General features: G+C 54.1%; 23 protein-coding genes. All 23 read left to right on the forward strand.

The annotated features are described in order from the left end of the window. Positions 1–139: 139 nt before the first annotated feature. The 23 genes from rpoB to rplF all read left to right on the forward strand — a co-directional run bounded on the left by rpoB (position 140) and on the right by rplF (position 20,600). Positions 140–4,213, forward strand: coding sequence for a DNA-directed RNA polymerase subunit beta (gene rpoB / locus OYT1_RS02320; protein WP_062625517.1), 4,074 nt, complete (start codon positions 140–142; stop codon positions 4,211–4,213). 41 nt (positions 4,214–4,254) lie between these two features. Next, positions 4,255–8,496, forward strand: a complete 4,242-nt coding sequence (gene rpoC / locus OYT1_RS02325) for a DNA-directed RNA polymerase subunit beta' (RefSeq protein ID WP_062625516.1) — start codon at positions 4,255–4,257, stop codon at positions 8,494–8,496. A 138-nt stretch (positions 8,497–8,634) separates the two neighbouring features. Then, positions 8,635–9,009 (forward strand): 30S ribosomal protein S12, encoded by a 375-nt coding sequence (gene rpsL, locus OYT1_RS02330; protein WP_035384666.1) that lies wholly within the window; start codon positions 8,635–8,637, stop codon positions 9,007–9,009. A gap of 31 nt (positions 9,010–9,040) precedes the next feature. Next, a complete protein-coding gene (gene rpsG, locus OYT1_RS02335; protein ID WP_035384667.1) occupies positions 9,041–9,511 on the forward strand; it encodes a 30S ribosomal protein S7 in 471 nt (156 codons plus the stop codon). 23 nt (positions 9,512–9,534) lie between these two features. Continuing rightward, the gene (gene fusA / locus OYT1_RS02340; protein ID WP_062625515.1) at positions 9,535–11,631 is read left to right on the forward strand and encodes an elongation factor G; all 2,097 of its coding nucleotides are present in this window, start codon (positions 9,535–9,537) and stop codon (positions 11,629–11,631) included. Positions 11,632–11,656: 25 nt separating this feature from the next. Further along, positions 11,657–12,847 carry an elongation factor Tu gene (gene tuf, locus OYT1_RS02345; protein WP_062625514.1) on the forward strand — a complete coding sequence of 397 codons (1,191 nt, stop codon included), beginning with the start codon at positions 11,657–11,659 and terminating at the stop codon, positions 12,845–12,847. 89 nt (positions 12,848–12,936) lie between these two features. Further along, positions 12,937–13,248 carry a 30S ribosomal protein S10 gene (rpsJ, locus tag OYT1_RS02350; RefSeq protein ID WP_035382791.1) on the forward strand — a complete coding sequence of 104 codons (312 nt, stop codon included), beginning with the start codon at positions 12,937–12,939 and terminating at the stop codon, positions 13,246–13,248. Positions 13,249–13,311: 63 nt separating this feature from the next. Continuing rightward, complete coding sequence (gene rplC / locus OYT1_RS02355) at positions 13,312–13,956, forward strand: 50S ribosomal protein L3 (protein WP_062625513.1); 645 nt, start codon at positions 13,312–13,314, stop codon at positions 13,954–13,956. Beyond that, on the forward strand, positions 13,956–14,576 hold the full coding sequence (gene rplD, locus OYT1_RS02360) for a 50S ribosomal protein L4 (RefSeq protein WP_062625512.1): 621 nt from the start codon (positions 13,956–13,958) through the stop codon (positions 14,574–14,576). Before rplC ends, rplD begins: the two co-directional genes overlap by 1 nt. After that, complete coding sequence (gene rplW / locus OYT1_RS02365; protein WP_062625511.1) at positions 14,573–14,890, forward strand: 50S ribosomal protein L23; 318 nt, start codon at positions 14,573–14,575, stop codon at positions 14,888–14,890. The genes rplD and rplW overlap by 4 nt, the downstream gene beginning before the upstream one ends. A gap of 5 nt (positions 14,891–14,895) precedes the next feature. Then, entirely contained in the window at positions 14,896–15,723 is an 828-nt protein-coding gene (rplB, locus tag OYT1_RS02370; protein ID WP_062625510.1) for a 50S ribosomal protein L2, read from the forward strand. A gap of 13 nt (positions 15,724–15,736) precedes the next feature. Next, on the forward strand, positions 15,737–16,012 hold the full coding sequence (rpsS, locus tag OYT1_RS02375; RefSeq protein ID WP_062625509.1) for a 30S ribosomal protein S19: 276 nt from the start codon (positions 15,737–15,739) through the stop codon (positions 16,010–16,012). Positions 16,013–16,021: 9 nt separating this feature from the next. Further along, entirely contained in the window at positions 16,022–16,351 is a 330-nt protein-coding gene (gene rplV / locus OYT1_RS02380; protein WP_084611883.1) for a 50S ribosomal protein L22, read from the forward strand. A gap of 9 nt (positions 16,352–16,360) precedes the next feature. Further along, positions 16,361–17,071: a 30S ribosomal protein S3 gene (gene rpsC / locus OYT1_RS02385; protein WP_062625507.1), complete on the forward strand. Its 711-nt coding sequence runs from the start codon at positions 16,361–16,363 to the stop codon at positions 17,069–17,071. After that, positions 17,055–17,471 carry a 50S ribosomal protein L16 gene (gene rplP / locus OYT1_RS02390; protein ID WP_062625506.1) on the forward strand — a complete coding sequence of 139 codons (417 nt, stop codon included), beginning with the start codon at positions 17,055–17,057 and terminating at the stop codon, positions 17,469–17,471. Before rpsC ends, rplP begins: the two co-directional genes overlap by 17 nt. Before the next feature lies 1 nt (position 17,472). Further along, a complete protein-coding gene (gene rpmC / locus OYT1_RS02395; RefSeq protein WP_062625505.1) occupies positions 17,473–17,664 on the forward strand; it encodes a 50S ribosomal protein L29 in 192 nt (63 codons plus the stop codon). After that, positions 17,664–17,927: a 30S ribosomal protein S17 gene (gene rpsQ, locus OYT1_RS02400; protein ID WP_062625504.1), complete on the forward strand. Its 264-nt coding sequence runs from the start codon at positions 17,664–17,666 to the stop codon at positions 17,925–17,927. The genes rpmC and rpsQ overlap by 1 nt, the downstream gene beginning before the upstream one ends. Before the next feature lie 139 nt (positions 17,928–18,066). Then, positions 18,067–18,435, forward strand: coding sequence for a 50S ribosomal protein L14 (rplN, locus tag OYT1_RS02405; protein WP_062625503.1), 369 nt, complete (start codon positions 18,067–18,069; stop codon positions 18,433–18,435). Between the two features lie 24 nt (positions 18,436–18,459). Next, positions 18,460–18,774, forward strand: a complete 315-nt coding sequence (gene rplX / locus OYT1_RS02410; RefSeq protein ID WP_062625502.1) for a 50S ribosomal protein L24 — start codon at positions 18,460–18,462, stop codon at positions 18,772–18,774. Positions 18,775–18,787: 13 nt separating this feature from the next. Continuing rightward, positions 18,788–19,327 carry a 50S ribosomal protein L5 gene (gene rplE, locus OYT1_RS02415; RefSeq protein ID WP_062625501.1) on the forward strand — a complete coding sequence of 180 codons (540 nt, stop codon included), beginning with the start codon at positions 18,788–18,790 and terminating at the stop codon, positions 19,325–19,327. An 8-nt stretch (positions 19,328–19,335) separates the two neighbouring features. Further along, entirely contained in the window at positions 19,336–19,641 is a 306-nt protein-coding gene (gene rpsN, locus OYT1_RS02420) for a 30S ribosomal protein S14 (RefSeq protein ID WP_062625500.1), read from the forward strand. Positions 19,642–19,658: 17 nt separating this feature from the next. Further along, complete coding sequence (gene rpsH, locus OYT1_RS02425; protein ID WP_062625499.1) at positions 19,659–20,057, forward strand: 30S ribosomal protein S8; 399 nt, start codon at positions 19,659–19,661, stop codon at positions 20,055–20,057. A 9-nt stretch (positions 20,058–20,066) separates the two neighbouring features. Next, positions 20,067–20,600 carry a 50S ribosomal protein L6 gene (gene rplF / locus OYT1_RS02430; RefSeq protein ID WP_062625498.1) on the forward strand — a complete coding sequence of 178 codons (534 nt, stop codon included), beginning with the start codon at positions 20,067–20,069 and terminating at the stop codon, positions 20,598–20,600. Positions 20,601–20,604 lie beyond the last annotated feature (4 nt).

Consider the following 20,604-nt stretch of genomic DNA (forward strand, 5'->3'; position numbering starts at 1 on the left):
AGGCTGACGGAAACCCCGTCAGCCTTTTGGCGCTGGATAACTCCTGAGTTTTCAGGAACCCGTGTTGAACTGAAGAAGCCAGCGGACAGACTGCTGTCGTGATCTGTCCCCTGTCTTTTTCCTCTGTTGTGGAGATACCATGAGCTACTCGTTTACAGAAAAAAAACGCTTCCGCAAGAACTTCGCCAAGCGCGTTGGTGCTTTGCCGGTTCCCTTTCTGTTGTCCACTCAGTTAGAGTCGTTTGCAGCTTTTTTGCAAGAGCACACGGCTCCCGACCAGCGTAAAACTGAAGGTCTGCAAGCGGCTTTCCACTCGATCTTCCCGATCGAGAGCCACAGCAAGAATGCCTATCTGGATTTCGTCAGCTACACCTTGGGCACGCCTCCCTTCGATGTGAAGGAATGCCAACAGCGCGGCCTGACTTTCGCTGCACCTTTGCGTGCTCGCGTGCGCCTGAAGTTGATGGATCGCGAAGCCTCCAAGCCGACTGTAAAGGAAGTCAAGGAACAAGAAGTTTATATGGGTGAAATCCCACTGATGACAGACAACGGTTCGTTCGTCATCAACGGTACTGAGCGCGTCATCGTGTCGCAGCTGCACCGTTCGCCAGGCGTGTTCTTTGAGCATGATCGCGGTAAAACCCACAGCTCCGGCAAGTTGCTGTTCTCCGCTCGTATCATTCCTTATCGTGGCTCATGGCTGGATTTCGAATTCGATGCCAAGGACTACGTATATTTCCGTATTGACCGTCGCCGTAAGATGCCCGTCACCATTCTGCTGCGCTCCTTGGGCTATACGCCTGAGCAGATCTTGGCCGAATATTTCGACTTCGATACATTCCATCTGAACAATGGCAGCATCCAGTTTGCTGTGATTCCTGAGCGTTTGCGTGGTGAGACAGCGCGCTTCGACATCGTTGGCGCAGCGGGCAAGGTCATCGTTGCTAAGGATAAGCGCATCACGGTGCGTCACGTCCGTGAAATCACTGAAGCCGGCATCGATCGTCTGGCCGTGGGTGATGACTTCTTGCTTGGACGCGTGCTGGCTAAGAACGTGATCGACACCGATAGCGGCGAGATCATCGCCAATGCCAACGACGAGATCACTGAAGCTCTGTTGAAGAAGCTAAGTATTTCTAGCGTGAGCAGCATTCAGACGCTGTACACCAACGACTTGGATCACGGCGCGTTCATGTCGCAGACTCTGCGCATCGACGAAACCGTGGATATGTGGACGGCGCGTGTTGCGATCTATCGCATGATGCGTCCTGGCGAACCGCCCACCGAAGAAGCGGTCGAGACTTTGTTCCAGCGCTTGTTCTTCAACAGCGATGCTTACGATCTGTCGCGTGTAGGCCGCATGAAGTTCAATCGCCGTGTGGGCCGCGATGAGTTGACTGGCTCGGGTACGCTGTCCAACGAGGACATCGCTGCCGTCATCAAGATCATGGTCGAGCTGCGTAATGGCCGAGGCGAGATTGACGACATCGATCACTTGGGTAATCGCCGCGTTCGTGCGGTGGGTGAACTGGCTGAGAACCAGTTCCGAGCTGGTCTGGCTCGCGTCGAGCGCGCTGTCAAGGAACGTCTGGGTCAGGCCGAGACCGACAACCTGATGCCGCATGACCTGATCAACGCCAAGCCGATCTCGGCGGCGGTGAAGGAGTTCTTCGGTTCGTCGCAGTTGTCGCAGTTCATGGATCAGACCAATCCACTGTCCGAAGTGACCCACAAGCGTCGCATCTCTGCGCTGGGCCCAGGCGGTTTGACCCGCGAACGTGCCGGCTTCGAAGTGCGCGACGTGCACCCGACCCACTATGGCCGTGTGTGCCCGATCGAAACCCCGGAAGGTCCGAACATCGGTCTGATCAACTCGCTGGCGCTGTATGCACGCACCAACGAATACGGTTTCATCGAAACGCCGTACCGCCGCGTGGCCGATGGTCAAGCTGCGACTGAGGTCGATTACCTGTCCGCGATCGAAGAAGGCAAGTACACCATCGCTCAGGCAAACGCTGATTTAGATGCTGATGGCAAATTCACAAGCGACATCATCTCTTCACGTCAACACAATGAATTCGTGCTGGCTGGCCCGGACAAGATTCAATACATGGACGTGGCACCGTCGCAGGTGGTGTCCGTTGCGGCTTCGCTGATTCCGTTCTTGGAACACGACGATGCGAACCGTGCGTTGATGGGTGCCAACATGCAACGTCAGGCAGTGCCTTGCTTGCGCGCTGAAAAGGCGTTAGTGGGTACTGGCATTGAGCGTACCGTCGCAGTTGACTCGGGTACTGCGGTTCAAGCCAAGCGTGGCGGTCGTGTCGATTACGTGGATGCGGGTCGTATCGTGATTCGCGTCAATGACGATGAAACTACGCACGGTGAAGTCGGTGTGGACATCTACAACCTGACCAAATACACCCGTTCCAACCAGAACACCAACATCAACCAGCGTCCGTTGGTGAAGGTGGGCGATCAGTTGGCACGCGGCGACGTGATCGCTGACGGTGCTTCGACCGATATGGGCGAATTGGCGTTGGGCCAGAATATGCTGGTTGCGTTCATGCCGTGGAACGGCTACAACTTCGAAGACTCGATTCTGATCTCCGAGCGCGTGGTTGCGGAAGACCGTTTTACCTCCATTCACATCGAAGAATTGACCGTGGTGGCGCGTGATACCAAGCTGGGTCCAGAAGAGATCACCCGCGACATCCCGAATCTGGCTGAAGCGCAGATCGCCCGTCTGGATGAGTGCGGCATCGTACACATCGGTGCAGAAGTGGTGGTCGGCGACGTGCTGGTGGGTAAAGTCACACCTAAGGGCGAGACTCAGTTGACTCCAGAAGAGAAGCTGCTGCGCGCCATCTTCGGTGAGAAGGCTTCCGATGTGAAGGACACTTCTCTGCGTGTGCCTGCCGGTAGCTCCGGTACGGTGATCGATGTGCAAGTGTTCACTCGTGAAGGCTTGCAACGTGATGCCCGTGCTCAGCAGATCATTGATGATGAGCTGAATCGTTACAAGAAAGACTTGGCTGACCAGATGCGTATCGTGGAGGCGGATGCCTTTACCCGTCTGGAAAAGCTGCTGCTGGACAAGACTGTCAATGGCGGCCCTAAGAAGCTGGCCAAGGGCGCGAAGTTGACTGCTGAGTATCTGGCTTCGGTAGAGCATCACCAGTGGTTCGATATTCGTCTGTCCGACGACGAAGTCGCCGCGCAAATGGAATCGGTCAAGGACGGTCTGGCACAGAAGCGCATCGACTTTGATGCCGCGTTCGAACTGAAGAAGAAGAAACTGACGCAAGGCGATGAGCTGCAAGCTGGCGTGCAGAAGATGGTCAAGGTCTATGTGGCCGTGAAGCGTCGTTTGCAACCTGGCGATAAGATGGCCGGTCGTCACGGTAACAAGGGTGTGGTTTCCCGCATCGTGCCGGTGGAAGATATGCCGTACAGCGCTGATGGTATGCCGGTCGATATCGTGTTGAACCCGCTGGGCGTGCCGTCGCGTATGAACATCGGTCAGGTGCTGGAAGTGCATCTGGGTTGGGCCGCAAAGGGCTTGGGTCAGAAGATCGCTACGATGCTGGAACAGCAGGTGAAGATCGCTGAGGTGCGCGAGTTCCTCGATAAGATCTACAACCGCAGCGGCGAAACCATTGATCTGAAGTCTCTCGATGACAACGAGATTATCGAGCTGTGCCGCAACCTGCGCGCAGGTGTGCCGTTCGCCACTCCGGTGTTCGACGGTGCCGATGAGAGTGAGATCAAGGCCATGCTGGAGTTGGCAGGTCTGCCGACTTCCGGTCAGATTCAACTGCACGATGGTCGTACCGGTGATGCATTCGATCGTAAGGTGACCGTGGGCTACATGCACGTACTGAAGCTGCATCACTTGGTGGACGACAAGATGCACGCCCGTTCGACTGGCCCGTACTCGCTGGTGACACAGCAGCCACTCGGCGGTAAGGCACAGTTCGGTGGTCAGCGCTTCGGTGAAATGGAAGTGTGGGCGCTGGAAGCGTACGGCGCGGCTTATACCCTGCAAGAAATGCTGACCGTGAAGTCGGATGACGTAAATGGCCGTACCAAGGTGTACGAGAACATCGTCAAGGGCGATCACAAGATCGACGCCGGTATGCCGGAGTCGTTCAACGTGGTTATCAAGGAAATCCGTTCCTTGGGCATTGATATGGATCTGGAGCGCAACTAAGCGCGCACATCTGACCGAATTAGGCGATTAAGGAGTTTGAGATGAAAGCATTGCTGGATCTGTTCAAGCAGGTAACGCAAAAGGAAGAGTTTGACGCGATCAAGATCGGTCTGGCTTCTCCCGAGAAGATTCGTTCCTGGTCCTACGGCGAAGTTAAAAAGCCGGAAACCATCAACTACCGTACCTTCAAGCCGGAGCGTGATGGCTTGTTCTGCGCCAAGATCTTTGGCCCAGTGAAAGATTACGAGTGCTTGTGCGGCAAGTACAAGCGCCTCAAGCATCGCGGCGTGATCTGCGAAAAGTGCGGCGTTGAAGTCACGCTGTCTAAAGTGCGTCGTGAGCGCATGGGCCACATCGAACTGGCTTCGCCGGTTGCACACATTTGGTTCCTGAAGTCGCTGCCGTCGCGTCTGGGCATGGTGTTGGACATGACGCTGCGTGACATCGAGCGCGTGCTGTATTTCGAAGCCTTCGTGGTGACCGAGCCTGGCCTGACTCCGCTGAACCGTGGTCAGTTGCTGACTGAAGATGATTACATCGCCAAGGTCGAAGAGTACGGTGACGAATTCTCCGCGTTGATGGGTGCGGAAGGTGTGCGTGCACTGTTGCGCAATCTAGACGTTCCTTCTGAAGTTGAACGCCTACGAGCCGATTTGGCCGCAACGGGTTCCGAAACCAAGATCAAGAAATACTCCAAGCGTCTGAAGGTGTTGGAAGCGTTCCAACAGTCGGGCATCAAGCCTGACTGGATGGTGATGGAGGTGTTGCCTGTGTTGCCACCAGAGTTGCGTCCATTGGTGCCGTTGGATGGTGGCCGTTTCGCCACGTCCGATCTGAACGATCTGTATCGTCGCGTCATCAACCGTAACAACCGTCTGAAGCGTTTGCTGGAGCTGAAGGCACCGGACATCATCGTGCGCAACGAGAAGCGCATGCTGCAAGAGTCCGTTGACTCGCTGTTGGATAACGGTCGTCGCGGAAAGGCCATGACCGGTGCCAATAAGCGTCCGCTGAAGTCGCTGGCTGACATGATCAAGGGCAAGAGCGGTCGCTTCCGCCAGAACTTGTTGGGTAAGCGCGTGGACTACTCGGGTCGTTCCGTGATCGTGGTGGGCCCGCAGCTCAAGCTGCATCAATGTGGTCTGCCCAAAAAGATGGCGCTGGAACTGTTCAAACCGTTCATCTTCAACCGTCTGGAAATGATGGGTCTGGCATCGACCATCAAGGCGGGCAAGCGCATGGTGGAAGCAGAAGAGCCTGTGGTTTGGGACATTCTAGAAGAGGTCATTCGCGAGCATCCGGTGATGCTGAACCGCGCACCAACGCTGCACCGTTTGGGTATTCAGGCGTTCGAGCCTATTTTGATCGAAGGTAAGGCCATCCAATTGCATCCGCTGGTCTGCTCGGCATTCAACGCCGACTTCGACGGTGACCAAATGGCCGTCCACGTTCCGCTGTCGCTGGAAGCGCAGATGGAAGCGCGTACCCTGATGCTGGCATCGAACAACGTGCTGTCGCCTGCCAACGGCGAGCCGATCATTGTTCCGTCGCAGGATATCGTGCTGGGTCTGTACTACATGACCCGCGAATGCGTCGGTGCGATCGGCGAGGGTTCTATGTTCTCCAGCATCGCCGAAATGAGCCGTGCTTACGATGCGAAGCAAGTTGAGTTGCAAGCTAAGGTGACTGTGCGCATCAAGGAGTTGTACACCGACGAGAACAATGCCGTGCAGGAAAAGCTGACTCGCTACGAAACGACTGTTGGTCGTGCGCTGCTGTCGGAAGTACTGCCTGCGAATCTGCCTTTCTCAAGCATCAATAAATCGATGAAGAAGAAGGAGATCTCGCGTTTGATCAATGCCAGCTTCCGTCGTTGCGGTACCCGCGATACGGTGATCATGGCGGACAAGTTGATGTACACCGGCTTCACCTATGCGACCCGTGCTGGTATCTCCATTGCGGTGGATGATATGTTGGTGCCGCCGCAGAAAGATCTGTTGATCGCTGCTGCTGAGAAGGAAGTACAAGAGATCGACGTTCAGTACACTTCGGGTCTGGTGACTCAGGGCGAGCGCTACAACAAGGTGGTGGATATCTGGGGGCGTACCGGTGAACTGGTTGCCAAGGCCATGATGGAACAACTGGGTAGTGAGCCGGTGATCGATCATGCGACTGGCAAGATGCGCATGGAAGGCAAGAAGCCAGTCACGCAGGAATCGTTCAACTCCATCTACATGATGGCCGATTCTGGTGCGCGTGGTTCTGCCGCCCAGATCCGTCAGTTGGCCGGTATGCGCGGTCTGATGGCGAAACCGGATGGTTCCATCATCGAGACACCGATCACCGCGAACTTCCGCGAAGGTCTGAACATGTTGCAATACTTCATCTCCACCCACGGTGCTCGTAAGGGTCTGGCGGATACGGCGTTGAAGACAGCTAACTCGGGTTACTTGACGCGTCGTTTGGTGGATGTGACACAGGACTTGGTGGTGACTGAGGATGATTGCGGTACCTTGAATGGTACTGCGATGAAGGCGCTGGTCGAAGGCGGTGAAGTGATCGAGGCGCTGCGTGAGCGCATCTTGGGTCGCTCGACTGTTGCAGATGTCGTCAATCCTGAGACTGGTGAAACCGTCTATGAAGCCGGCTCGTTGCTAGATGAAGCTGCGGTGGAGAACATCGAAGCACTTGGTATCGATGAAGTGCGCGTGCGCACCCCGCTGAATTGCGAGACTCGTTTTGGTTTGTGCGCTAAGTGTTATGGCCGCGACTTGGGCCGTGGTGGTCTGGTCAATGTGGGCGAAGCCGTCGGCGTGATCGCTGCCCAGTCCATCGGCGAACCTGGTACTCAGTTGACTATGCGTACCTTCCACATCGGCGGTGCGGCTTCGCGTACCGTGGTGGCAAGTCAGGTAGAAAGTAAGTCTAACGGTATCGTCAAGTACAGCCCGAACATGCGTACGGTGACCACGGCGCGTAACGAGCTGGTCGTGGTGGCGCGATCCGGCGAAGTTTTGGTGACCGATGATCATGGCCGTGAGCGTGAGCGTCACAAGGTGCCTTACGGCGCGTTGCTGACCCTGCGCGAAGGTGCTCCGGTACGTGCAGGTGAAGTCCTGTCCACGTGGGATCCGCACACTCGTCCGATCATTACCGAGTACGCAGGTAAAGTCCGCTTCGAGAATGTCGAAGAGGGCGTCACCGTTGCTAAGCAGATCGATGAAGTGACCGGTCTATCCACTTTGGTGGTTATTGATCCTAAGCGTTCCACGACCGGCAAGGGCTTGCGTCCCTTGGTGCGTCTGCTGGACGATGAAGGCGTCGAGATCAAGCTGGCAGGTACTGATACAGCGATTTCCGTTGCATTCCAGACCGGCTCCATTATCACTGTCGAAGACGGACTACATGTGGGTGTGGGTGATGTGCTTGCACGTATTCCACAAGAGTCTTCTAAGACACGCGACATTACCGGCGGTCTGCCACGTGTGGCTGAATTGTTTGAAGCTCGTTCGCCTAAGGATGCTGGCATGTTGGCAGAAGTTACCGGTACAGCTTCGTTCGGTAAGGATACCAAGGGCAAGCAGCGTCTGGTCATTACCGACGTGGACGGCATCGCTCACGAGTTCCTGATTCCGAAGGATAAGCATGTGTTGGTACACGATGGTCAAGTGGTGAATCAGGGCGAAATGATCGTGGATGGCCCCGCTGATCCGCATGACATCCTCCGTCTGTTGGGCGTGGATGCGTTGGCTCGCTACATCACCGACGAAGTGCAGGACGTGTATCGCTTGCAAGGCGTGAAGATCAACGACAAGCACATCGAAGTGATCGTGCGTCAGATGCTGCGCCGTGTACAAATTCGTGATGCAGGTGAGACGAACTTCATCACGGGTGAGCAAGTTGAACGCGCTGATGTGCTGATCGAGAATGAGCGTGTCGATGCCGCAGGTAAGCTGCCTGCAGTGTATGACTTCATGCTGTTGGGTATCACCAAGGCCTCCTTGTCCACCGACTCGTTCATCTCGGCGGCTTCCTTCCAGGAAACTACCCGCGTATTGACCGAAGCGGCGATCATGGGCAAGCGTGACGAACTACGTGGCTTGAAAGAGAACGTCATTGTTGGTCGCCTGATCCCAGCGGGTACCGGGATGGCCTACCACAATACCCGTCGCAAGCAGCGTTTGGGTATTGATATGGCGGAAGGACGCGAATTGCTGGGCGAACTACTGGCTGAAACCAGTGGGGGCGCAAGCAGCGAATCGGGCAGCGAACAGACGGTTTGATTTTCGTTCGCTTGACAGGGTCGCGCTTCGTCACTAGAATGCGCGGTCTTTTTATAGCCACCTCGGCGGGCAGAATCCGTTATGGCCGGGATGGATGTTTTAACGGTTTGACAGAAAACATTTTTTTAGGACACTAGAATGCCAACGATTAACCAGTTAGTGCGCAAGCCTCGTGCTGCCACCCCGGAAAAGAGCAAGGTGCCAGCACTGGCCAATTGCCCGCAAAAGCGCGGCGTATGTACCCGCGTGTACACCACTACTCCGAAGAAGCCGAACTCTGCGCTGCGTAAAGTGGCTAAGGTGCGCCTGACCAACGGTTTCGAGGTGATCTCGTACATTGGTGGTGAGGGTCACAACTTGCAAGAGCACAGCGTTGTGTTGATTCGCGGTGGTCGTGTAAAGGATTTGCCAGGTGTGCGTTATCACATGGTTCGCGGTTCGCTAGATACGGCGGGCGTTAAGGATCGTAAGCAATCGCGTTCCAAGTACGGCGCGAAGCGTCCTAAGAAGTAATTTCAGAATTTAGAGTTGAGAGGGTTTAACCATGCCAAGACGTAGAGAAGTACCCAAGCGCGAAGTTCTGCCGGATCCAAAGTTCGGTAACCAGGACTTGTCCAAGTTTGTTAACGTGTTGATGACAGCCGGCAAGAAGTCCGTGGCCGAGCGCATCCTGTATGGCGCGCTGGAGCAAGTGGGCAAGAAGTCTGGCAAGGACCCGATCGAAGTGTTTAACACTGCTTTGAATAATGCCAAGCCGATGGTTGAAGTTAAGAGTCGCCGCGTGGGTGGTGCTAACTATCAGGTGCCAGTTGAAGTGCGTCCATCCCGTCGTATGGCTCTGTCCATGCGTTGGTTGAAAGAAGCTGCACGTAAGCGCGGTGAGAAGTCTATGGGGATGCGTTTGGCCGGTGAGTTGATTGATGCTTCCGAGGGTCGTGGTGGTGCAGTGAAGAAGCGTGAAGAAGTTCATCGCATGGCAGAAGCCAACAAGGCATTCTCGCACTTCCGTTTCTAATTCTCAGATAGGTTAGGTACACCGTGGCACGTAAAACACCCATCGAGCGCTATCGTAATATCGGTATTAGCGCGCACATCGACGCAGGCAAGACAACTACCACCGAGCGCATCCTGTTCTATACAGGTGTGAATCACAAGATTGGTGAGGTGCATGACGGCGCAGCCACCATGGACTGGATGGAGCAGGAGCAGGAGCGTGGTATTACCATCACTTCTGCTGCGACCACCTGTTTCTGGAAGGGTATGGAGAACAACTTCCCTGAGCATCGTTTCAACATCATCGACACTCCGGGTCACGTTGACTTCACGATCGAAGTGGAGCGCTCTATGCGCGTGTTGGATGGCGCTTGCATGGTGTACTGCGCTGTGGGTGGTGTGCAGCCACAATCCGAGACTGTTTGGCGTCAAGCGAACAAGTACAAGGTGCCACGTCTGGCTTTTGTGAACAAGATGGATCGTCAGGGTGCGGATTTCTTCAAGGTCTATGATCAGATGAAGACTCGCCTAAAGGCCAATCCTGTGGCTACGGTGATTCCTATCGGTGCCGAAGAAGGTTTTGCTGGTGTGGTCGATCTCATCAAGATGAAGGCGATCTACTGGGACGAGGCTTCGCAAGGTATGAAGTTCGACTATCGTGATATTCCAGCTGAATTGGCGGACACCGCTGCCGAATGGCGCGAAAAGATGGTCGAGTCGGCTGCCGAGGCTTCCGAAGAGTTGATGAATCAATATCTGGAAAATGGCGATCTGACCGAAGAAGAAGTCATCTTGGGCATTCGTACACGTACCATCGCTTGTGAGATTCAGCCGATGTTGTGCGGTACTGCGTTCAAGAACAAGGGTGTGCAGCGTATGCTGGATGCGGTGATTCAGTTCTTGCCTTCACCCGTGGATATTCCTGATGTGACAGGTGAAACCGAAGAAGGTGAGCCTGCAAGTCGTAAGGCTGATGATAATGAGAATTTCTCTGCATTGGCATTCAAGCTGATGACCGATCCGTTCGTGGGTCAGTTGACCTTCGTGCGCGTCTATTCCGGTGTGTTGAAAAAAGGCGATACCGTTTACAACCCGATTCGTGGCAGAAAAGAGCGTATCGGTCGTATCGTGCAGATGCACGCCAATAATCGTGAAGAGATCGACGAGATTCTGGCAGGCGACATCGCGGCATGTATCGGTTTGAAGGAGGTCACCACTGGTGAATCTTTGTGTGACCCAAACAAGGCCATCATTCTTGAGCGCATGGTTTTCCCTGAGCCAGTGATTCACGTTGCTGTTGAGCCAAAGACCAAAGTTGACCAAGAGAAAATGGGCATCGCGCTAGGACGTTTGGCTGCAGAAGATCCGTCGTTCCGCGTGCGAACTGACGAAGAGTCTGGTCAGACCATCATGTCTGGTATGGGCGAGTTGCACTTGGAAATTCTGGTCGATCGCATGAAGCGCGAATTTGGCGTCGAAGCTAATGTGGGCGCACCTCAAGTGGCCTACCGCGAAGCGATTCGTAAGCTGGTCGAGGTCGAAGGTAAGTATGCCAAGCAGACTGGTGGTCGCGGTCAGTACGGTCATGTGTGGATCAAGATGGAGCCGAGCGAGGCTGGCAAGGGTTTTGAATTCGTTGATGCGATCAAGGGTGGTACTGTTCCGCGTGAATTCATTCCTGCTGTGGAAAAGGGCTTGCGTGAGTCGCTGCCGAATGGCGTGTTGGCCGGTTTCCCGGTTGTCGATGTGAAGGTTACTTTGTTCGACGGTTCTTACCATGATGTTGACTCCAACGAAAATGCCTTCAAGATGGCTGCCTCGATGGCGTTCAAGGACGGTATGCGCAAGGCTAATCCAGTGTTGCTGGAGCCGATGATGTCGGTTGAGGTGGAAACGCCTGAGGACTATGCTGGTACCGTGATGGGTGATCTGTCCTCGCGTCGTGGTATGGTGCAGGGTATGGATGACATGATGGGCGGCGGAAAGGCGATTAAGGCTGAAGTTCCGCTGTCCGAGATGTTCGGCTACTCCACTGCGCTGCGTTCCGCGACTCAAGGTCGTGCGACTTATTCGATGGAATTCAAGCACTATGCCGAGGCTCCGCGTAACGTCGCTGAAGCCGTGATGAACAGCAAGAAATAATTAACTTAATCTTTGGAGAACTGATATGGCAAAGAGCAAATTTGAGCGGACCAAGCCGCACGTAAACGTAGGCACGATTGGTCACGTTGACCACGGTAAGACGACGCTGACAGCGGCGATCACGACCGTATTGTCGAAGAAGTTTGGCGGCGAAGCAAAGGCGTATGACCAAATTGACGCAGCGCCAGAAGAAAAGGCGCGCGGCATCACCATCAACACCGCCCACGTTGAATACGAAACAGCCAACCGTCACTACGCACACGTTGACTGCCCAGGCCACGCCGACTATGTGAAGAACATGATCACCGGTGCAGCACAGATGGACGGCGCGATTCTGGTTTGTTCCGCAGCTGACGGCCCGATGCCACAGACTCGCGAGCACATCCTGCTGGCACGCCAAGTGGGCGTACCTTACATCATCGTGTTCCTGAACAAGTGCGACATGGTTGATGATGAAGAGCTGCTGGAGCTGGTCGAAATGGAAGTGCGTGAGCTACTGTCCAAGTACGACTTCCCTGGCGACGACATCCCCATCATCAAGGGTTCTGCACTGAAGGCTGTCGAAGGCGACGCAGGTGATTTGGGCGAAGGCGCCATCATGCGCCTGGCTGAAGCACTGGACACCTACATCCCGACTCCTGAGCGTGCCATCGACGGCGCCTTCCTGATGCCAGTGGAAGACGTATTCTCCATCTCTGGTCGTGGCACCGTTGTGACGGGTCGTATCGAGCGCGGAATCGTCAAGGTTGGCGAAGAAATCGAAATCGTCGGCATCAAGCCCACCGTCAAGACCACCTGTACTGGCGTGGAAATGTTCCGCAAACTGCTCGACCAAGGTCAAGCAGGTGACAACGTCGGCGTACTGCTGCGTGGCACCAAGCGTGAAGATGTCGAGCGTGGCCAAGTTCTGTGCAAGCCCGGTTCCATCAAGCCGCACACCAAGTTCACTGCCGAGATCTACGTACTGGGCAAGGATGAAGGCGGTCGTCACACCCCGTTCTTCAACGGCTATCGTCCTCAGTTCTACTTCCGTACTACGGACGTGACTGGTGCGATCGAACTGCCAGCGGGTACCGAAATGGTGATGCCAGGCGACAACGTCTCCATTACTGTGGCACTGATCGCTCCGATCGCGATGGAAGAAGGTCTGCGTTTCGCCATCCGTGAAGGCGGTCGTACCGTCGGCGCCGGTGTGGTTGCTAAGGTTATCGAGTAATAAGCACTTGATAAATCAGCGCGGCAGTGTATACTGCCGCGCTTTCGTTCTTTAACGTAGCGGTTCGCCGCTCATTGCAAGAGAAAATTATGGCAAGTCAGAAAATTCGCATCCGCCTGAAGGCGTTTGACTATCGTTTGATCGACCAGTCTGCTTTGCAGATCGTTGATACTGCCAAGCGCACCGGCGCTGTGGTCAAGGGCCCGGTTCCGTTGCCCACCCGTATTGAGCGTTTCGACGTGTTGCGTTCCCCGCACGTTAATAAGACATCGCGAGATCAGTTTGAAATCCGTACCCATCTGCGTTTGATGGATATTGTCGATCCTACAGATAAGACTGTGGATGCATTGATGAAGCTGGATCTGCCTGCTGGCGTGGATGTTGAAATTAAGTTGCAGTAATCGTAGTTTGTAGTATTGGATCGGCTGGCCAATTGTAGTCAGCCCCTTAAATAAGGATAGAAAATGAGCTTAGGACTTGTCGGTCGCAAGATTGGCATGACCCGCGTGTTCACTGAAGACGGTTCTTCGTTGCCGGTGACTGTGCTGGACGTGTCTAATAATCGCGTTACCCAGATCAAATCCGCAGAAACTGACGGCTACACTGCTGTTCAGGTTGCTTATGGCGAGCGCCGTCCTGGTCGAGTGACCAAGGCTGCAGCGGGTCATTTCGCAAAGGCGGGCGTTGAGGCGGGTAGTGTACTCAAAGAATTTACCGTTGATGCTGAGCAGTTGGCTGGCTTCCAGGCTGGTTCGGTGGTGAGTGTTGATGTGTTCCAGGTCGGCCAAAAAGTTGATGTGACAGGCGTGACGATTGGTAAGGGTTATGCCGGTACCATCAAGCGCCACCACTTCAAGTCGGGTCGAGCTACTCACGGTAACTCCAAGTCGCACAATGTGCCGGGTTCTATCGGTATGGCGCAGGATCCAGGTCGCGTATTCCCTGGTAAGCGCATGACCGGTCATCTGGGTGATGTGCAGCGCACCGTTCAGAATCTTGAAATCGTCCGTATCGATGCCGAGCGTCAGTTGCTGTTGGTTCTGGGAGCAGTTCCTGGTGCCAAGGGTGGTGATGTTGTCGTGCGTCCGGCAGTGAAGGCAGGTGCATGATGGAACTGAAGGTCATTAACGAAAACGGTCAGGCTGCAGCAAGCATTAGTGCTTCTGATGAGCTGTTCGGTCGTGAATACAATGAGGCGTTGGTTCACCAAGTGGTGACGGCGTATCAGTCGAATGCCCGTGCTGCGAACAGCAAGCAAAAGGGTCGTAGTGAGATCGCCAAGTCCACTCGCAAGCCGTTCGCCCAAAAGGGTACTGGTCGTGCGCGTGCCGGTATGGCATCCAGCCCGCTGTGGCGTGGTGGTGGCAAGATATTCCCGAACACTGGTGAAGAGAACTACACCCACAAGGTCAATCGCAAGATGTATCGCGCAGGTCTGGCTTCTATTTTCTCCCGTCTGGTTGCTGAAGGCCGCTTGACCGTAGTTGACAGTCTGAATGTGGATGCACCTAAGACTAAGCTGTTGGCCGATAAGGTCAAGGCGATGGGCTTGGATCGCGTGCTGATCATCACCGACAACCTTGATGAGAATCTGTTCTTATCTTCCCGCAACCTGCCGAACGTGCTGGTTCTGGAGCCGCATCAAGCTGACCCAGTCAGTCTGGTTCGTTTCCCCAGCGTGCTGGTGACTCGCGGTGCTGTGGTGAAAATTGAGGAGATGCTGGCATGAGCACACTAAAGTTCAGTGAAGAGCGTCTGATGAAAGTGCTGTTGGCACCACAGATCTCTGAAAAAGCGACCTTCGTTGCCGAGAAAAATGAGCAGGTGATCTTCCGTGTTGCGACTGATGCTACCAAGCCTGAAGTCAAGGCTGCGGTCGAGATGATGTTTAAAGTCACCGTGGATAGTGTGCAGATCGCCAATGTGAAGGGTAAGCAAAAGCGTTTTGGCCGTTTCATGGGTCGCCGCAATGACTGGAAGAAGGCCTATGTGTGCCTAACTCCGGGTCAGGAGATCAATTTCGCCGTAGGTGAGCAAGGATAATTATCATGGCACTCATCAAACTAAAACCAACTACTCCTGGTCAGCGCGCTGTTGTGCGCGTGGTCACCCCTGGCTTGCACAAGGGTCGTCCCGTTGCTGCGCTGGTCGAGAAGAAAACCAAGACCGCTGGTCGTAACCATAACGGTCACATCACAACCCGTCACATGGGTGGTGGACACAAGCAGCACTATCGTCTGGTCGATTTCCGTCGCAATAAGGATGGCGTGCCGGCGACTGTCGAACGTATCGAATATGATCCGAACCGCAGTGCTCACTTGGCTCTGTTGTGCTACGCCGATGGCGAACGCGCTTACATCATCGCCCCCAAGGGTGTTGCTGCTGGCGCAACCCTGATGAATGGCTCGGAAGCGCCGATCAAGTCGGGTAACTGCTTGCCACTGCGTAATATCCCAGTCGGTTCCACTATTCACTGTATCGAGATGCTGGCTGGCAAGGGTGCGCAATTGGCACGCTCCGCTGGTACTTCGGTTCAGTTGCTGGCTCGCGAAGGGGCTTACGCTCAGCTGCGTCTGCGCTCTGGTGAAATTCGCAAGGTGCACGTTGATTGTCGCGCAACCCTGGGCGAAGTCGGTAACGGCGAACATTCGCTGCGTTCTATCGGTAAGGCTGGTGCGATGCGCTGGCGCGGTGTTCGTCCTACCGTTCGCGGTGTAGTGATGAACCCGGTCGATCACCCGCACGGTGGTGGTGAAGGTAAGACCGCAGCTGGCCGTCATCCGGTAAGCCCATGGGGTACTCCGGCTAAGGGCTTCCGCACCCGTAACAATAAGCGTACCGATACGATGATCGTGCGCCGTCGCTTTCAGAAATAAGGGGTAGATAAACATGGCACGTTCCATTAAAAAAGGCCCGTTTGTTGACGCTCACCTGTTGAAGAAAGTTGAAACGGTGCGTGCAACCAACGACAAGCGTCCATTGAAGACTTGGTCGCGTCGTTCCACAGTGTTGCCTGATTTCGTCGGCCTGACCATCGCCATTCATAATGGCAAGCAGCATATTCCGGTGTACATCTCCGAGAATATGGTGGGTCACAAGCTTGGCGAGTTTTCGCTGACGCGCACCTTCAAGGGTCACGCAGCGGACAAGAAGGCGAAGAGATAAGGAGACATGATGAACACAACAGCACAAGTGAAGGGTGTTCGCCTGTCGGCGCAGAAAGGACGTCTGGTCGCTGACCAGATTCGCGGTCTGCCAGTCGGTCAAGCACTGAATATCCTGACTTTTAGCCCGAAGAAAGGCGCCGTCATCATCAAGAAGGCGCTGGAGTCCGCAATCGCCAATGCCGAGCACAATGACGGTGCCGACATCGACGAATTGAAGGTCGCTTCTATTTATGTGGATAAGGCAGCTTCTCTGAAGCGTATGTCGCCCCGTGCTAAGGGTCGCGGCAATCGCATCGAAAAGCAGACCAGTCACATCACGATCACCGTCGGGAACTGAGGATAGATTATGGGACAGAAAATTCATCCAACCGGTTTTCGGTTGAGCGTGCGCAAGGACTGGTCGTCCAAGTGGTTTGCTAACAGCAAGCACTTTGCCGAGCAGTTGCACAAGGACATCGAAGTTCGTGACTACCTCAAGAAGAAGCTGACTAATGCTGGCATCTCCAAGGTGGTAATCGAGCGTCCGGCCAAGAATGCCAAGGTAACTATCTACACGGCTCGTCCGGGCGTAGTGATTGGCAAGAAGGGCGAAGATATCGGCGCTCTGCGTGCTGAGCTGAAGAAGCGTATGGGTCTGCCTGACGTGGCATTGAACATCGAAGAAGTGCGCAAGCCTGAAATCGATGCTCAGTTGATCGCTGACAGCATTACCTCGCAACTGGAAAAGCGCATCATGTTCCGTCGCGCCATGAAGCGTGCGATGCAGAATGCAATGCGTCTGGGTGCTCAAGGCATCAAGATCATGAGCTCGGGTCGTTTGAATGGCATCGAAATCGCACGTACCGAATGGTATCGCGAAGGTCGTGTGCCACTACACACCCTGCGTGCGAATATTGATTACGGTACCTCGGAAGCTAAGACCACTTACGGCATCATTGGTGTCAAGGTCTGGGTATTCAAGGGCGAGCATACTGGCCTGGAAGAAGTGGCTGCACCTGCCGCTGAACCGGAAAAGAAAGTAAGAAAGTCGGGAGCTAAACATGCTACAGCCAGCTAGAAGAAAATACCGCAAAGAGCAGAAGGGCCGAAACACTGGCTTGGCGACTCGCGGCAACAAAGTGAGTTTCGGTGAGTTTGGTCTGAAGGCCATGGGTCGTGGTCGTCTGACGGCGCGTCAGATTGAGGCGGCACGTCGTGCGATGACCCGTCACATCAAGCGTGGTGGACGCATCTGGATCCGTGTATTCCCAGATAAGCCGATTTCCAAGAAGCCAGCTGAAGTGCGTATGGGTAACGGTAAGGGTAATCCGGAGTACTACGTAGCCGAGATCCAGCCGGGCAAAATGCTGTACGAAATGGATGGTGTTGCAGAAGAGTTGGCGCGCGAGGCATTCCGCCTGGCATCTGCCAAGTTGCCAATCGCGACTTCGTTCGTGATTAGACAAGTAGGGGCTTAACATGAAGGCAAGTGAACTGAGAGCAAAGTCCGCAGAAGAGTTGAATCAGGAAGTGTTGTCCCTGACCAAGGCTCAATTCGGCCTGCGTATGCAGAAGGCTACCCAGCAACTGAGCAATACCAGCCAGATGCGTAAGGTTCGCCGCGACATCGCTCGTGCGAAAACTGTTTTGACTGAGAAGGGTGCTAAGTAATGACTACGACTAATCTGAAGCGTACTCTGACCGGCACTGTGACCAGCGACAAGATGGATAAGACCGTGACTGTTCTGATCGAACGTAAGGTCAAGCATCCGCTGCTGGGCAAGATTATCCGCGTTTCTAAGAAATACCACGCTCACGACGAGAACAACGAGTTCCGTCAAGGCGATGTTGTGGTGATCGAAGAGTGCCGTCCTTTGGCTAAAACCAAGGCGTGGCGCGTGGCAAAGCTGGTGGAAAAATCAGAGGCTGCATAATAATTTCAAATTCAGCTTGCGCTACGGCGCAAGTTTGAATAGAATGCGCGGCTTCGTAAATCGCCGCTCTAAGTGGCGACCTAACCCGAACGGGTTCCAAAACTAGCCGCTTCTGAGCGGACAAAGTTGGAGATTGATAATGATACAAATGCAGTCAGTTTTGGAAGTGGCCGACAATACCGGCGCGCGTTCCGTCATGTGCATCAAGGTGCTGGGCGGTTCCAAGCGTCGTTACGCAGCCATTGGTGATGTGATCAAGGTCAGCATTCGTGATGCTGCTCCTCGTGGTCGCGTCAAGAAGGGCGATGTATACAATGCTGTGGTGGTGCGTACTGCCAAGGGTGTTCGTCGTTCGGATGGATCGCTGGTCAAGTTCGATAGCAATGCTGCGGTGTTGCTGAATAACAAGCTGGAGCCAATCGGTACTCGCATCTTCGGGCCAGTTACGCGTGAATTGCGTACTGAGAAGTTCATGAAGATCGTGTCCCTGGCGCCGGAAGTGCTGTAACCGCCGCAATTGCAAGGATAAATCATGCAAAAGATTAAAAAGAACGACGATGTGATCGTCATCGCTGGCAAGGACAAAGGTAATCGCGGCAGCGTGCAGCGCGTACTTGGTGAGTTCCTGTTGGTTGGTGGAATCAACAAGGTCAAGAAGCATCAAAAACCGAATCCGGTGAAGGGTGTGTCTGGCGGTATCGTTGAGATGGAAAAGCCGATTCATATCTCCAATGTGGCAATTTTCAATGCCGCTGCGAAGAAGGGTGATCGTGTTGGGATTAAGGTGCTGGAAGACGGTCGCAAGGTGCGCGTGTTCAAATCCAGTGGCGAACAGATTGACGCTTAAGGGGTGATGAAACATGGCACGTTTGTATGATGTTTACAAAGACTCCGTAGCGCCTGAACTGATGGCTAAGTTCGGTTACAAGTCTGTGATGGAAGTTCCTCGCATTGAGAAGATCACCTTGAATATGGGTGTGGGCGAAGCGGTGGCGGATAAGAAAGTAATGGAGCATGCAGTTGGTGATATGCAGAAGATTGCAGGTCAGAAACCTATTGTGACCAACTCCAAAAAATCCATTGCTGGCTTCAAGATTCGGGAAGGCTATCCAGTGGGCTGTAAAGTTACGCTCCGCAAAGAGCGCATGTATGAGTTCTTGGATCGTCTAGTGACCGTGGCTATTCCACGTATTCGTGACTTCCGTGGGATTTCTGCCAAGTCGTTTGATGGTCGTGGAAATTACAACATGGGTGTCAAAGAGCAGATCATTTTCCCTGAGATCGAGTACGACAAGATCGACGCGCTGCGTGGTATGAATATTACTATCACCACTACAGCTAAGACCGACGATGAAGCGCGTGCCTTGCTGGCTGCGTTCAAATTCCCTTTCAAGAACTGAGGAACGAGATGGCTAAGTTATCCGTGATTAACCGCGACTTGAAGCGCCGCGAAATCGTCAAGAAGTTCGCTGCCAAGCGCGCTGCCTTGCTGGCGATCATCGAGGATGTAAAGTCGAGCGATGAGCAGCGTTTTGAAGCTCGTTTGAAGTTGCAAGCTTTGCCGCGCGATGCTAGCCCGGTTCGTTTGCGTAATCGTTGTGCACTGACTGGTCGTCCACGTGGCACGTTCAGGAAGTTTGGTCTGGGTCGCATCAAGGTGCGTGAGTACGCGATGCGTGGCGAAATCCCCGGTGTCGTCAAGGCAAGCTGGTAAGCAGGTAGGAGTAAGTTATGAGCATGAGTGATCCAATCTCCGATATGCTGACGCGCATCCGTAATGCGCAGATGGCGGAAAAGGCTGTAGTTAAGATGCCTTCCTCCAAGCTGAAGTCAGCTATTGCACAGGTTTTGAAGGACGAAGGTTACATTGATGATTTCAGTGTTGCTGCGTCTGAAGGCGGTAAGGCTGCGATGGAAATCGCTCTGAAATACTACGCTGGTCGTCCCGTTATTGAGACAATTCAGCGAGTCAGCCGCCCAGGCCTGCGTATGTATAAGGGCAGCAATGATATTCCTAAGGTGATGAATGGTTTGGGTATTGCCATTGTTTCTACCTCCAAGGGTTTGATGACTGATCGCAAAGCACGCGCCAATGGTATCGGTGGCGAAGTGTTGTGTATCGTCGCGTAAGGGGTAGGCATGTCTAGAGTAGCCAAGAATCCAGTAGTTGTTCCAGCGGGCGTGGAAGTAACCATCAGCGCAGATCAAATCGTTATCAAGGGGCCGCAAGGTTCGTTGACGCAAGCGTTGAACGGCGATGTGTCTGTTGTTCGCGAAGGTGATGCGCTGTTGAGCAAGGCAAACAGCGAATCGCGTCAGTCCAATGCTATGTCCGGCACCATTCGTGCGCTGCTAGCCAACATGGTGGTGGGTGTTACTAAGGGTTTTGAGCGTAAGCTGAATCTGGTTGGTGTGGGTTATCGAGCCCAAGCAGCTGGTGATACGCTGAATCTGACTCTCGGTTTCTCGCATCCGGTGGCATATAAAATGCCAGCAGGTGTGAAGGTGGCGACACCTACGCAAACCGAAGTTGTGTTGACCGGTGCTGATAAGCAGCAAGTTGGTCAGGTTGCCGCAGAGATTCGCGCCTTCCGTTCTCCTGAGCCTTACAAGGGCAAGGGCGTGCGCTATAGCGACGAAGTGGTGATCCTGAAAGAAACCAAGAAGAAATAATCGA

This window comes from Ferriphaselus amnicola, assembly GCF_000974685.2.
Classification (GTDB): Bacteria; Pseudomonadota; Gammaproteobacteria; order Burkholderiales; family Gallionellaceae; genus Ferriphaselus; species Ferriphaselus amnicola.